This window comes from Bordetella bronchiseptica, from assembly GCF_900636925.1.
In the GTDB taxonomy this organism is placed as follows: domain Bacteria; phylum Pseudomonadota; class Gammaproteobacteria; order Burkholderiales; family Burkholderiaceae_B; genus Bordetella; species Bordetella pertussis.
Genome location: NZ_LR134326.1, coordinates 2,540,765 through 2,553,441 on the forward strand (window position 1 = coordinate 2,540,765; position 12,677 = coordinate 2,553,441).

The following is a 12,677-nucleotide window of genomic DNA, read 5'->3' on the forward strand; positions in this document are numbered from 1 at the left end:
GTTGGTAGAATCTTCCGGTATTGCCGGACCGAGGGCGATGCAAGCCCAGACTAGGAGGCGGATCTGAACACCGCAAGCAAGCAAGTGCGACGGCTGCAGCCGCAGGAACGGGAGCAACAGATCGTGGAGAAGGCCATCGAGCACTTCACGAAGAACGGCTTCGAGGGCAGCACCCGTGAGCTGGCCAAGCAGATCGGCGTGACCCAGCCCTTGCTGTACCGGTATTTTTCCAGCAAGGAAGCCCTGATCGAGCGGGTGTACGCCGAGGTGTTCCAGTGGCGGCGCGACTGGGAGGCGCAGATCAAGGACCGCAAGGTGCCGCTGCGCGACAGGCTGCACGCGTTCTACATGGACTATTCGTCGGTCATCCTGCGCGAGGAATGGATACGCATCTTCATCTTCGCCGGCCTGACGCGCGACGGCATCAACAACCGCTACCTCACGCGCCTGCGCACCCACGTCTTCCTGCCGGTGCTGGCCGAGCTGCGCGCGGAGTTCGGCCTGGACGAGCCGCGCGACCGCGCCGAGGTCGAAGCCGAGATCGAGATGATCTGGAGCCTGCACGCGGCCATTTTCTACCTGGGCGTGCGCAAATGGATCTACGGCCTGAAGGTGCCGACCGACCTGGACCGGGTCGTGCGGCAGAAGGTCGACATGTTCCTGCACGGCGCGCCGCCGGCCATGCGCGCCCTGCGGGCCGGGCGGCCGGCCTGAGCCCGCTGCCTGCTCAGGCCCGGCGCGCCGCGGCGGCCGGTTTCCGGGGTTTTGCCTCCGACGGCGCCACGTAGCCCAGGCTGTGGCTCAGCCGCGCCGCATGCTCGATCAGCGCCTGGGTGTATTCGGCTTCCCGCCTGGCGTTGAACCGTCCCTGGGGAATGGTCAGGCACAAAGATCCGAGCACGTTGCCGTCGACGCCGAAAAACGGCGCGCCCAGGCCGATGGAGCCGGCGATGCGTTGCCCCTTGGTCACGGCATAGCCGCGCTTGCGGATCTGGGCCAGGTCCTTGTGCACCGTTTTATCGGCCACGCCGGCTCCGGTGACCGACGGGCCGGCCTCGGCGAGGATGCGGTCGATATCGTCCTGGGGCAGAAAGGCAAGAATGCTGCGCGCCGTGGCGCCCCATGCCATCTGCAGCGGCGTGTTCTCCTTGACGTCGTAGCGCAGGAGTTCCGTTCCGTGGTGGACGCTGACGATGGTGTAGCGGCGCTGCTGGGCCAGGTACAGGCACAGCAGGGTGGTTTCGTTGAACCGTTCCACCAGGGATTGCAGCAGGGGCGCGGCGAGGTCCTTGATCTGCGACGAATCCACCACCAGCGAGGCGATGCGCACGAATTCGACATCGCAGTAATACATCTTCGTGACGGGATCCCTGGCCACCAATCCTTCGTCCTTGAGCAGCGCCAGCAGGCGATGGATGGTGGAAGGCGCCAGCGCCAGTTCCGCCGCCAGGTCGCTCAGGGTGACCCGGTTGCTGCGTTCGGCCAGGATGCGCAGCAATGCGACCACGCGCGCGACGGTGCCCAACGTATTGTCTGTCTTTGCCATAGTTCCCATGTCGGTAGCGACGAGCGCGGCCGCCGGCCTGCCAGGCCGGCCGGCGCGCCGCCGTCCTGGCCGCGCAGGAAAGGCCTGCGCCGGCCCTGATGGCCGACATTGTAGCGGGGCGCCATGGCGCGGACAGCCACGGGATGGCGCCGGCCGGGAACTACATGACGACTTTCCTGGCCTGCATGGCCTGGATCTCCTGTTCGCTCCAGCCGAGCCATTGCGCCAGGATCGCCGGCGCGTCCTCGCCCAGGCGCGGCGGGTAGCGGGCCGGCGGCTCGGCTTCGCCCAGGAACTTGATCGGGTTGCCGACCACTTCGATCTCCGGTCCGCCTGGCCGCCGCAGGGGCATGACCATGCCGCGTCCGCTGGCGCGCGCTTCGCTCAGCGCCTCGGGTACGGTCTTGATCAAGGCCACCGGCACGCCGTTGGCCGCCAGCGGTTCGATCCATTCGGCGGCGGGACGGGCGAGGAAGGCCGCCTCGAGCAAATCCCACAATGGCTCGCGGTTCTGCAGGCGCATCTCCGCGTCGCAGAACCGGGCATCCTGGGCCAGCTCGCGCAACCCCAATGCCTCGCACAGGCCCTTCCACATGCGCTCGGTGTTGGCGGTGACCACCAGTTCGCGGCCGTCGCCGGCGAGGAACGACCGATAGGTGGGGATGGAGTCGTGCCGGGCCGCCTGGCGTTGCGGCGTCACGCCGGCCACCAGCGCGTAGGTGCTTTGGTACGAGAGCATGGCCAGTTGGCAATCGAGCATGGAAATGTCGATGTGGCGTCCCCGTCCGCCGCGCGCGGCGTCGGCCAGCGCGGCATTGACGGCGATGGCGGCGTACATGCCGGCCGCCAGGTCGCCGGCGGGAATGCCCAGGCGCACGGCAGGGCGGCCGGCCTCGCCCGTCAGGCTCATGACGCCCGACATGGCCTGCACGATCATGTCGTAGGCGGGACGGTCGCGCAGCGGGCCGACCTGGCCGAAACCGCTGATCGACGTCCAGACCAGGCTCGGGTGCTGCGCCATCAGGGCGGCAATATCCAGGCCGATCCGCGCCGCCACCCCTGGCCGGTAGTTCTCGACCACCACGTGGCTGCGGGCGATCAGCGACTTGACCAGGGCCAGCCCCTCGGGCTGCTTCATGTCGACGGCCAGGCTCTTCTTGTCCCGGTTGATCCCGAGGTAGTAGGCGCTGTCGCCGTCCACGAAGTACGGCGGAATGTGCCGGCTGGAGTCGCCGTCCGGCGCCTCCACCTTGATGACCTCGGCGCCGAGGTCGGCGAGGATCTGCGTGCAGAAGGGGCCTGACAGAAAGGTCGTCAGGTCCAGCACGCGATAGCCGGCCAAGGGCTTGGCGGCCGGCGCGGGGGACTGCTGTTGAACTTCATGCATGTTGCTGCTGTTCCAGGCTTGTTCTTGTCGCGGCGTCTCAGACGGCTTCGTACAGATGCACGGTGCATGCGCCATGGTCCAGGCCGGCGATGCCGCCGCCGGTCACGTGGCTGAGCGCGCGCCTGGCGCCGGGCACCTGGCGCTCGCCGGCCTGGCCCGTCAGGTGCCAATAGACCTCGACGGCCTGCGCCACGCCGCTGGCGCCCACCGGGTGCCCCTTGGAGAGCAGGCCGCCGCTGGGGTTGACCACGACCTGGCCGCCGTAGGTGGACTGGCCGCAGCGCAGGAACGCGGCGGATTCGCCGCGCGGGCACAGGCCGAGGGCCTCGTAATAGACCAGTTCGGCAATCGAGAATGCGTCGTGCAGTTCGACCACGTCCAGGTCTTGCGGGCCGAAACCGGCCGCTTCATAGGCGTCGCGCGCCGAGTCGGTGCTGATCTCGGGGTTGAGCATGTCGCGATATCCCGCGGTGACCTGGCCGCTATGGACGACCGAGGCGGCCACGCGCACGGCCGGGGCGGCGAGTTTGCGCCGGCCCGCTTCGGAGACCATGATCACCGCCGCGGCGCCGTCGCCGGTCGGGCAGCACTGCAGCAGCGTCAGCGGGTCGCAGATCGGCCGCGAGTCCAGTACTTCGTCGACCGTCACTTCGGAGCGGAACTGCGCATAGGGATTGCGGGCGCCATGCCGGCGGGCCTTGACGCTGACCTGCGCGAGATCCGCCACGGTGGCGTCGCGTTCGTACAGGTAGCGTTGCGCGCGCATGGCGTAGACGGCCGGCATCACGATGCCTAGCCGGACCTCGGGGTCCTCGGCGACCAGCGGCAGCGTCCCGCCGCCGAACTGGGTCAGTTTGTCCACGCCGATGACCAGCACGATGTCGCGTATGCCGGCCTGGATATCCTTGTAGGCGAGGTGCAGCGCCGAGGCGCCGCCGGAACACGCGTTATCGACATTGAAGACGGGGACCGCGCCTATTCCCATTTCCTTGACGATGCGCTGGCCGGTCAGCATGCCGCCGAAGGCATGGCCGCAGACCACGGCTTCGACATCTCGCGGCGCGATGCCGGCCGAGCGCAGCGCGTTGAGCACGGCGGGGACGGCGAGGCCCGAGTAGCTGGACTGACGGTGCCTGCCCATGGGGATCATGGCCGCGCCGGCGATGTAGACTTTGCTCATTGATATCTCCTGGTCCGGGTCAGGCGGGCGTGACGAACCAGCGCTCGCCATCGGCGCGCAGCCGGACGGATTGGCCGCAATGCAGGGGCTGGGCGGGGTCGGCCAGTACGTGCGCGAGCACGCGCACCCCGTTCGGAAAATCCACATAGCCGAGCGTGTAGGGCACGGGCCGCGCGGACGAAACGTGGACGGTGGTGTACGAATACAGCGTTGCGTCGGGGCCGAACAGGAACGGCTCCATGTCGCGCGCGCCGGTCTGCAGGCATACCTCCCGTTCGGGAAACGCCATGCTGCCCGAGGACCGGCTACGGCTGCCGCGCAGGTACACCACGGCGTCCTTGACCTCGAACGGCGGTAGCGGGGCTTCTTTCAAGTCCTCGATGGGGAGGGCGTCGTCGGCATACTGCTGGCCGCCGGTTGCCGGTGATGTTTCCTGCATTTTCCTTGCTCCTGTCGCTGTGTCTGGGGCGGCGGGGCGCTCGCCGTCCGGATGGTGTCGCCGTGCGGGCCGATGGCGCTCAGCTCGGATTGATGCCGGCATCCTTGACCAGCGTGATCCAGCGCGCGGTATCTTCCGCGATGACCTGCTCGAATTCCTTGCCGCCGCGGGTGTCGACCTGCATGCCCATGGACTGGTAGGCGGTGCGCACTTCGTCCGTGCGCGTGGCCTTCTCGATGGCGGCGTGCAGTTTCCGGCGGACGGGCTCGGGTACGCCGGCTGGCGCGGAGATGCCGTACCAGATGGTCATCTCGAACGGCACGCCAAGTTCGCGCAGCGTCGGCACGCCGGGCCAGGCCGGGTCGCGCTCGCGGGACGTCACCGCCACGCCGCGCACGTTGCCGCCGCGGACCTGGGCCGATGCCGAGCCCGACGTATCGATGGCGAACTGCACGTTTCCGGCGATCAGGTCCACCATCATGGGCCCGGTCCCCTTGTAGGGCACATGGATCGCGCTGAGTCCCGCCGCGCTCAGGAACGAGGCCGTCGCCATGTGCAGCGCCGCGCCCACCCCGGAAGAGCCGTAGTACAGCTTGCCGTCGTTGGCGCGCAGATAGTCCAGGAACGCCTTGCCGTCCTTGACGGGCAGGTCCTTGTTGATCTCCAGGACGCAGGGCACCTGGCCGAGCAGGGAGATCGCCGACATGTCCTTGCTGAAGTCGTAGGACATGTTCTTGTACAGGGCCGGGGCCGAGGTCAGGGTGACGTTCGAGAGCAGCAGGGTGTAGCCGTCGGCGGCCGCGCGCGCGACATAGGCCGCGCCTATCGTGCCGCCGGCCCCGCCTTTGTTCTCGACGATGACCGATTGCCCCAGTTCGGCCGCCAGGGCCTTGGCGACGACGCGCGCCAGCATGTCGGTGGATCCGCCCGCGGCGAAGGGAGCGACCAGGGTGATGGGCTTGGCGGGAAAGGCGTCCGCGGCGTGCGCCGGCGATAGCGCGGCCAGCGGGGCCAACGTGAGCGAGCACGCCGCCGCGAGGGTTTTCAGTGCGCGGCGGCGCGGGGCGGCAACATCTTCGGGGTGGTGGTCCGGCATGGAAAGTCTCCTGTCTTTTCTCGGCCCGGGGCCGGGCGCTGGCGCGCGATAGTTGGTGTTAATTCCGTTGAACGGAAATGACTTCCGTTAAACAAAATTCTAAGCGCGCGACAAAAGACAGGGATAGCTAGGGTTTTCCCGTGGCTAGGGCCCGAGGCGCGCCAGGGCTCCGCCGTCCACGGGCAATTGCACGCCGGTAATGAAACCCGCCTGGTCGGACGCCAGGAACACCGCGGCGTGGGCGACGTCCCAGCTCGTGCCCATGCGCCCGCGCAACGGCACCATCGCATTGCGTTCGGCGACGATCTGTTCGCGCGGCTTGCCGGTCAACCTGACGCGAGCCTCGATGGCCATCGGCGTATCGATCAACCCTGGCAGGATGGCGTTGGCGCGCACCCCGTGCTCGGCGTAGGTCATCGCGATGTGCTGCGTCAGGCCGAGCACGCCCATCTTCGTGGCCTTGTAGGCAACGTTGGGATACAGCGCGTAGGCCGCCGTCGATGCGACGTTGAGCACGCAGCCGCTGCGCTGCGCGCGCATGGCTGGCAGCACGTGCTTGCATGTCAGCATCATGCCTTTCAAGTTGAGATTGGCGAGCAAGTCGAACGCTTCGACGGAGATATCCTCGACCGGCGCATCGCCGCCCGCGCCCGCGATGCCGACATTGTTGTGAAGAATGTCGATGCGGCCGTGCGTTTCCATGACTTGCCGCACCATGGCCACGATGGCGGCTTCGCTGGTGATGTCGGCTTGTACCGCCATGGCCTGGCCGCCTTCGGCCAGGATCAGTCCGGCCGTCTCGCCGGCGCTGGCCATATCGCGGTCGACCGCCACGACGCTTGCGCCTGCGCGCGCGAATGCAATCGCGGTGGCGCGGCCGTTGCCCATGGTGCTGCCGGGCGTCTGCCCGGCTCCGACGACGATGGCGATCTTGTTTTCAAGAACATTGGACGGCATGGTTTTCCTTTTTCCGATGGAGCCCGCGGGCCCGCGCTGCAAATACAGGGGTGCCCCATATTTCCGTTTAACAGAAATGAATTCGTTACAGCGGAAATTAGTGTATTCGATCGGACGAGGAAGCACGGCCGCGCACGAGCGCGGCGCGGCGTGCGGCCGTCGACATGTGCGAGTCCGGCGCGCCGCCGGTCGTGCGGGCGCGCGCGTCGCCTGGGCCTAGGGCAGGCTGTCGAAATCGCGTAGCGGCTCCAGGCCGCCGATCAATCGCTCGACCAGCCCGTTCGCGGTGCTCTCGCGCCAGATCAGGCTGAGCTCCAGATAGTGCGGCGTGCCGGTCAGCGGCAGGAAGACCGCGCTGCCCTTGTAGATGCGCTGCAGGGAGCGCGGCACGATGGTGACGCCCAGTCCCATGGCCACCATCTGCAGCATGGTCGACTGGTGGCGGGCGGTATGGTGGATCTTGGGGCTGAAGCCGGCGTTCATGCACAGCGACACCATTTTGTCGAACAGCCCCGAGGCCAGCGTGCGCGGAAAGAACACGAATTCCTCGCTGGCCAGCTCCGCCACCGGCACGGCCTCGCGGCTTGCCAAGGGGTGCTGGCTGGGCACGGCGGCGTAGAACGGTTCGCGCAGGATCTGGCGTGTCCGCAGATCGGCCGTATCGATGGGGGTGTGGACCAGTCCGATGTCCAGTTCATCGCGCAGGACGGCGAGGGTCTGTTCGCGTGAACTCATTTCCGTCAGTTCGACCTTGCTGCCAGGCATGGATCGCTTCACCTGGGTCAGGATGTACGGAACCAGATGCGCCAGCGCCGAGCTGACCGTGCCCATGCGCACGGTGCCCAGCATGCCGGCGGCGATCTGGGTGGTTTCCTGCGCCGCCAGCCGCACATTGGCCAGGATGGCTCTGCTGGACTTGAGCAGGGCGGCGCCGGCGGCCGTGAGCGAGACGCCGCGCGGCAGGCGGTGAAAGAGCGGCGCGTTCAGTTCCTCTTCCAGCGCCTTGATCTGTTGCGACAGCGGCGGCTGCGAAATGTGCAGGCGCTCGGCGGCGCGGCTGAAACTGCGCTCTTCGGCCACCGCCACGAAATACCGCATCTGCTTCAGATCCATGGTCCTGTTCTTCGATTCGATGTTGGTAGTCGATTTTCATATGGGAAGGATATAAATTCAATATTTGTTCATATGGCACTGCGTTGGCTACGCTTCTCCCCGTCACAACAAGAACCCGCAATCGGCGGGACAACGGGAGACAGGAAATGAACCGACGTGATGCGCTGGGCGCGCTCGCCGCGCTGGCAAGCACGACCTGGCTGGGCCGCGCCGCGGCCGCCAAGCCTTACCCGCAGCGTCCCGTGACGCTGATCGTGCCGTATTCGCCGGGCGGAGCCACCGACAACGTAGCCCGGGTCATCGCCGAACACCTGCAGGCCCGGCTGGGCCAGCCGGTGATCATCGACAACCGCGCCGGCGCCAACGGGCGGATCGGCACGCTGGCGGTGGCGCGCGCCGCCCCGGACGGCTATGTCCTGCTGCTGGGCGGTATAGGCCCGATCACGATCGCGCCGCACCTCGAGAAGGTTCCCTACGATCCGTTCAAGGACTTCGCGCCCGTCAGCCTGCTGGTCAAGAACGACGTCGTGCTGCTGGTCAATCCGGCGGTGCCGGCGCGCAAGCCGGAGGAACTGATCGCGCTCCTGAAAGCCGAGCCGGGCAAGTTCAACTATGCGTCCTCGGGCACGGGCGGCCCGTTCCACCTGTCCGGCGAGCTGTTCAAGAGCATGGCCGGCGTGGAAATGACGCACGTGCCGTACAAGGGCGACGGACCCGCCCTGGTGGACCTGATGGCCGGCAATGTGCAGGTCATGTTCACGACGATTTCCGCGTCGGCGGCGCATATCCAGGCGGGCAAGGCCATTGCCCTGGCCAGCGCGGGCGAGGTGCGCTCCAGCCAGATGCCCGACCTGCCCACGCTGGCGGAGTCGGCGCTGCCCGGCTTTGCGTCGGAGACGTGGCAGGCGCTGTTCGCGCCGGGCGGCACGCCCGCGCCGACCATCGACGCCCTGCAGGCCGGACTGGCCGGCGCCATGCGCGATGCGCGCTTGCGCCAGGCTCTGCAGGCGCAGGGCAACAGCGTCGTGGCCAGCGACGTGCCGGCATGCGCGCAGTTCGTGCGCGATGAATACGAGAAATGGGGCAACGTCGTGCGCAAGTCCGGCTTGGCCGCGTGACCCAAGAAGGAGCGAAGATGAGTGGTGGCGGTGCAAGCAAGCCCATGCCGATGGACGGCATCCGGGTGCTGGATTTGTCGCGCGTGCTGGCGGGCCCGTGGTGCACGCAGATGCTGGCCGATTTCGGCGCCGATGTGATCAAGATCGAGCGGCCAGGGCAGGGCGACGACAGCCGGGCCTGGGGGCCGCCGTTCTACGAGTCGGCCGACGGCCATGAACGGGTGTCCGCGTACTTCTGCGCCGCCAACCGGGGCAAGCGCTCCGTGTGCCTGGACCTGGAGTCCGAGGCGGACCGCCAGGCGCTGCGCGAACTGGCGCTGCGCAGCGACGTACTGGTCGAGAATTTCAAGGCCGGCTCGCTGGCGCGGCATGGGCTCGATTACGCCACGCTGTCGGCGCTGAATCCGCGCCTGGTGTACTGCTCGATCACGGGCTATGGGCAGACCGGCCCGTATGCGGCCAGGCCGGGCTACGACTCGATCATCCAGGCCGTGGGCGGAATGATGAGCGTGACAGGCCTGCCCGATGACGCCGCTGGCGGCGGTCCGCAGAAAACCGGGATTCCCATCATCGACCTGATGACCGGGGTCTACGCCTGCTGCGGCGTGCTGATGGCCTTGCGCGAGCGCGAGGCCAGCGGGCAGGGCCAGCACCTGGATCTCTCGCTGATGGACGTGCAGGTATCGGCGCTGTCCACCCTGGCCGCCAACTTCCTGGCGTGCGGCCAGGCGCCGCAACGCAACGGCAACGAACATCCGACCGTCGTGCCGGGCGACGCCGTCCAGTGCCTGGACGGCCCGCTCATGCTGATGGTGGGCAACGACCGGCAGTTCCAGCGCCTTTGCCGCCATCTGGACCGCGAGTCGCTGGCGCGCGATCCTCGCTATGCGACCAACGAGCTGCGCGTCCAGGGCAAGAATGCATTGATGGCGCAACTGCGCGAGGCCTTCCGCGGCCAGACACGCCAGTACTGGCTGGAACGCCTGCTGGCCGAAGGCATTCCCTGCGGGCCGATCCAGACCGTGGCGGAGGTGCTGGCCGATCCGCACGTGCGCCACCGGGCGCTCGTGGCCGCAGCGCCGGACCCGGTGTTCGGCGAAATCCGCGCGATGGGCAGCGCGTTGCGCATGTCGCGCACGCCGGCCCGCCACGGGCGGGCGCCAACCGTGCTGGGCGAGCACACCGAAGCGGTGCTGTCGTCGCTGGCCTCGTCCCGTCTTCAATCCAACCCGCAAGCCAAATGAACACATCCCCGACCGTAAGATTCGAAACGCGCGAACAGATCGCGATCATCACGCTGAACCGGCCCGACAAACGCAACGCCATCAACCTGGAGATGCGGCAGGCGCTGATTGCCGCCTGGGAGCGGTTCGAGAACGATGCGGCGCTGCGGGTCGCGATCCTCACCGGCGCGGGCGAACGCAGCTTCAGCGCCGGACGCGACCTGTCCGAGAACACGGATCTCAGCCAGAAGACGTTCCTGCCCATACTCGGCGACAACGTCCAGGCAAGCAAGCCTGTCATCGCGGCGGTCAATGGCGCCGCACTGGGCGGCGGCTGGTTCTTCACGCAAATGTGCGACCTGGTGGTGGCCGCGGACCATGCCGTGTTCGGCATGCCGGAATCCAAGGTCGGCCGGGCGCCGGCCTGGGCGGTCTGGTTGCAGGGGGTGATCCCGCAGAAGCTGGTGCTGGAGCTGCTGCTGACCGGCAATCCCATCGGCGCGCAGCGGGCCGCCGAGATCGGCTTCGTCAATCATGTGGTGCCCGCCGCGCAGCTGATGGACAAGGCCATGGAGCTGGCGCGCGCCATCGTGGCCACGGCGCCGCTGAGCGCGGCGGCCTGCAAGGAGATGGTCTATGCCGCGGCCGAGATGGGGCGGGGCGCGGCCCTGCGGACGGCTTTCCATATCCTGGAGCCGCTATACCGCTCGGAAGACGCGCGGGAAGGCGCGCTGGCGTTTCGCGAGAAGCGCGCGCCGCGCTGGAGCGGACGATGAAGATTGCTCAACGAGGAGAAAGAACGGAATGACCCGGTTTCTAGAAGTGGAGCGGCGTGGCCGCGTTTGTATCGTCAGGATGAATCGGCCCGAGGCGCGCAATGCGCTGACCGATGCCGAGCAGTTCCAGGAGTTCGAGGACCTGGTGCGCGAGCTCAACGCGGACCTGGATGTGCGGGCGGCCATCCTGACCGGCAACGGCCCGTCGTTTTGCGCGGGCGGCAATGTCAAGAAGATGCTGGCGGACTACGGCCCGGACAGCGGACCGGCGGCGCGCATTCCCGCGAAGTACAGCACGGGCATCCAGCGCATTCCCATGGCCCTGGCGCAGCTTGACGTGCCGCTGATCGCGGCGGTCAACGGCGCGGCCATCGGCGCGGGCTGCGACCTGGCCTGCATGTGCGATATCCGCATCGCCGCCGACGATGCGCGATTCGCCGAGAGTTTCGTCAAGCTGGGCATCATCCCCGGCGATGGCGGGTCGTGGTTCCTGCCGCGCATCATCGGGCTGGCGCGCACCTACGAGATGGCGTTTACCGGCGATACGCTGGACGCGGCCACCGCGTTGCAATGGAACCTGGTGTCCAGCGTCGTGCCGGCGGCGCAGCTCATGGACGCCGCCTGCCAGCTGGCCGAGCGGATCGCCGTCAATCCGCCGCAGCAGGTGCGCTTCGCCAAGCGGCTGATCCGCGAAGGCCTGCACCAGCGGCTGGAGGCCATGCTGGAGTTCTCCAGGCTGTATCAAACCCTGTCGCACCGCACCGCGGACCACCAGGAGGGCATTGCGGCCTTGCTGGAAAAGCGCCCGCCTGTCTTTCACGGACGCTGAAGCCGTCCCGTTCTTGCACGAGAGGAGACCATGAGAAAAAAACACTTTGTTCTGTCGTTCCTGCTGGGCGCGGCGTCGCTGGCCGCGAGCGGCGCGGCCCTGGCGCAACAGGCGTTTCCCACGCACCCGATCCGGCTCATCGTGCCGTTCGCGCCCGGCAGCGGCACGGACAACACGGCACGCCATCTGGCGCGCGAGATGGAAGCCGAGTTCGGTTCGCCGGTGGTGGTCGAGAACCACCCTGGCGCCAACAGTTTCATCGCCGCCAAGATGGTGGCCGCCGCGGCGCCCGACGGCTATACGCTGCTGATCTCTGGATCGTCGGCCATGACGGTCAACGCGGCCATCTTCAAGGCGCTGCCGTATGACCCCCTGAAGGATTTCGCGCCGGTGGCGCGCCTGGCGAAAGGCGCGATGGGCCTGGCCGTGAACGCACAGTCTCCCTATCGTTCGGTGGACGACCTGGTCCAGGCCATGCGGCAACAGCCGGGCACGCTGAACTATGGCTCGGGCAGCGCGGCCTACCAGATCACGACCGAGCTGTTCCTGTCGATGGCCCAGGCCAAGGCCAGCCATATTCCCTACAAGGGCGCGGCCCAGGCATTGACCGACCTGGCCGGCCGGCAGGTCGACTTCGCGTTCGCCGACTATGCGGCGCTGGTGCCGTTCCTGCGCTCGGGCAAGCTGCGCCTGCTGGCCGTCAGCAGCGCCGAGCGGCTGGAAAGCGAGCCCGCGACGCCGACGGTGGCGCAGGCCGGCTATCCGGGGTTCGACATGGTGAACTGGACCTCCGCGTTCGCGCCGGCGGGCACGCCCGCGCCTATCGTCGACACGCTGAGCAAGGCCATCGTCGCCATCTACGAACGCGAGCAGACGCGGGCGTTCCTGGCCGGCACCAACTGGGAGAGTTTCCCGGTAGGGCCCGCCGAGCTGCGGCGCTACCAGGTCGACGAGATCGCCAAATGGAGCCGCGCGGCCGAGATCGCCGGCATCGAGAAACAGTAGGAGCCTGG

General features: G+C 67.7%; 13 protein-coding genes. 6 read left to right on the forward strand and 7 right to left on the reverse strand.

Annotated features, from left to right (window positions below; translation table 11 throughout):
- The first annotated feature begins 123 nt into the window (after nucleotides 1–123).
- A complete protein-coding gene (locus EL288_RS11875; RefSeq protein WP_003811511.1) occupies nucleotides 124–714 on the forward strand; it encodes a TetR/AcrR family transcriptional regulator in 591 nt (196 codons plus the stop codon).
- Nucleotides 715–727: 13 nt separating this feature from the next.
- Here the strand turns inward: EL288_RS11875 and EL288_RS11880 are convergent, their stop codons facing one another.
- From EL288_RS11880 to EL288_RS11910, 7 genes are all read right to left on the reverse strand, one after another.
- Nucleotides 728–1,546 (reverse strand): IclR family transcriptional regulator, encoded by an 819-nt coding sequence (locus tag EL288_RS11880; protein WP_225665637.1) that lies wholly within the window; start codon nucleotides 1,544–1,546, stop codon nucleotides 728–730.
- Nucleotides 1,547–1,706: 160 nt separating this feature from the next.
- A complete protein-coding gene (locus EL288_RS11885; protein WP_126621939.1) occupies nucleotides 1,707–2,933 on the reverse strand; it encodes a CaiB/BaiF CoA transferase family protein in 1,227 nt (408 codons plus the stop codon).
- Nucleotides 2,934–2,970: 37 nt separating this feature from the next.
- Complete coding sequence (locus EL288_RS11890; protein ID WP_003811506.1) at nucleotides 2,971–4,113, reverse strand: thiolase family protein; 1,143 nt, start codon at nucleotides 4,111–4,113, stop codon at nucleotides 2,971–2,973.
- 19 nt (nucleotides 4,114–4,132) lie between these two features.
- Nucleotides 4,133–4,552 (reverse strand): Zn-ribbon domain-containing OB-fold protein, encoded by a 420-nt coding sequence (locus tag EL288_RS11895; RefSeq protein ID WP_003811503.1) that lies wholly within the window; start codon nucleotides 4,550–4,552, stop codon nucleotides 4,133–4,135.
- 79 nt (nucleotides 4,553–4,631) lie between these two features.
- Nucleotides 4,632–5,648 (reverse strand): Bug family tripartite tricarboxylate transporter substrate binding protein, encoded by a 1,017-nt coding sequence (locus tag EL288_RS11900; RefSeq protein WP_003811501.1) that lies wholly within the window; start codon nucleotides 5,646–5,648, stop codon nucleotides 4,632–4,634.
- A 144-nt stretch (nucleotides 5,649–5,792) separates the two neighbouring features.
- Complete coding sequence (locus tag EL288_RS11905; RefSeq protein WP_003811499.1) at nucleotides 5,793–6,731, reverse strand: SDR family NAD(P)-dependent oxidoreductase; 939 nt, start codon at nucleotides 6,729–6,731, stop codon at nucleotides 5,793–5,795.
- A 90-nt stretch (nucleotides 6,732–6,821) separates the two neighbouring features.
- Nucleotides 6,822–7,718 (reverse strand): LysR substrate-binding domain-containing protein, encoded by an 897-nt coding sequence (locus EL288_RS11910; protein WP_033446740.1) that lies wholly within the window; start codon nucleotides 7,716–7,718, stop codon nucleotides 6,822–6,824.
- Nucleotides 7,719–7,864: 146 nt separating this feature from the next.
- Between EL288_RS11910 and EL288_RS11915 the strand changes: the two genes are divergently transcribed.
- The 5 genes from EL288_RS11915 to EL288_RS11935 are packed head-to-tail and all read left to right on the forward strand — an operon-like array spanning nucleotide 7,865 to nucleotide 12,669.
- A complete protein-coding gene (locus EL288_RS11915; protein WP_003811494.1) occupies nucleotides 7,865–8,836 on the forward strand; it encodes a Bug family tripartite tricarboxylate transporter substrate binding protein in 972 nt (323 codons plus the stop codon).
- The gene (locus EL288_RS11920) at nucleotides 8,833–10,080 is read left to right on the forward strand and encodes a CaiB/BaiF CoA transferase family protein (RefSeq protein WP_003811492.1); all 1,248 of its coding nucleotides are present in this window, start codon (nucleotides 8,833–8,835) and stop codon (nucleotides 10,078–10,080) included. Before EL288_RS11915 ends, EL288_RS11920 begins: the two co-directional genes overlap by 4 nt.
- A complete protein-coding gene (locus tag EL288_RS11925; RefSeq protein ID WP_010926635.1) occupies nucleotides 10,077–10,835 on the forward strand; it encodes an enoyl-CoA hydratase/isomerase family protein in 759 nt (252 codons plus the stop codon). Before EL288_RS11920 ends, EL288_RS11925 begins: the two co-directional genes overlap by 4 nt.
- 28 nt (nucleotides 10,836–10,863) lie before the next feature.
- A complete protein-coding gene (locus EL288_RS11930) occupies nucleotides 10,864–11,664 on the forward strand; it encodes a crotonase/enoyl-CoA hydratase family protein (protein WP_003811489.1) in 801 nt (266 codons plus the stop codon).
- 30 nt (nucleotides 11,665–11,694) lie between these two features.
- Complete coding sequence (locus EL288_RS11935; RefSeq protein ID WP_003811487.1) at nucleotides 11,695–12,669, forward strand: Bug family tripartite tricarboxylate transporter substrate binding protein; 975 nt, start codon at nucleotides 11,695–11,697, stop codon at nucleotides 12,667–12,669.
- Nucleotides 12,670–12,677: the final 8 nt, after the last annotated feature.

Bases quoted from the DNA above. Each gene is read 5' to 3' on its own strand.
- EL288_RS11935 (WP_003811487.1), top strand. From the start codon at position 11,695: ATGAGAAAAAAACACTTTGTTCTGTCGTTCCTGCTGGGCGCGGCGTCG.
- EL288_RS11930 (WP_003811489.1), top strand. From the start codon at position 10,864: ATGACCCGGTTTCTAGAAGTGGAGCGGCGTGGCCGCGTTTGTATCGTC.
- EL288_RS11910 (WP_033446740.1), bottom strand. From the start codon at position 7,718: ATGGATCTGAAGCAGATGCGGTATTTCGTGGCGGTGGCCGAAGAGCGC.
- EL288_RS11895 (WP_003811503.1), bottom strand. From the start codon at position 4,552: ATGCAGGAAACATCACCGGCAACCGGCGGCCAGCAGTATGCCGACGAC.
- EL288_RS11890 (WP_003811506.1), bottom strand. From the start codon at position 4,113: ATGAGCAAAGTCTACATCGCCGGCGCGGCCATGATCCCCATGGGCAGG.
- EL288_RS11915 (WP_003811494.1), top strand. From the start codon at position 7,865: ATGAACCGACGTGATGCGCTGGGCGCGCTCGCCGCGCTGGCAAGCACG.
- EL288_RS11925 (WP_010926635.1), top strand. From the start codon at position 10,077: ATGAACACATCCCCGACCGTAAGATTCGAAACGCGCGAACAGATCGCG.
- EL288_RS11880 (WP_225665637.1), bottom strand. From the start codon at position 1,546: ATGGCAAAGACAGACAATACGTTGGGCACCGTCGCGCGCGTGGTCGCA.
- EL288_RS11900 (WP_003811501.1), bottom strand. From the start codon at position 5,648: ATGCCGGACCACCACCCCGAAGATGTTGCCGCCCCGCGCCGCCGCGCA.
- EL288_RS11885 (WP_126621939.1), bottom strand. From the start codon at position 2,933: ATGCATGAAGTTCAACAGCAGTCCCCCGCGCCGGCCGCCAAGCCCTTG.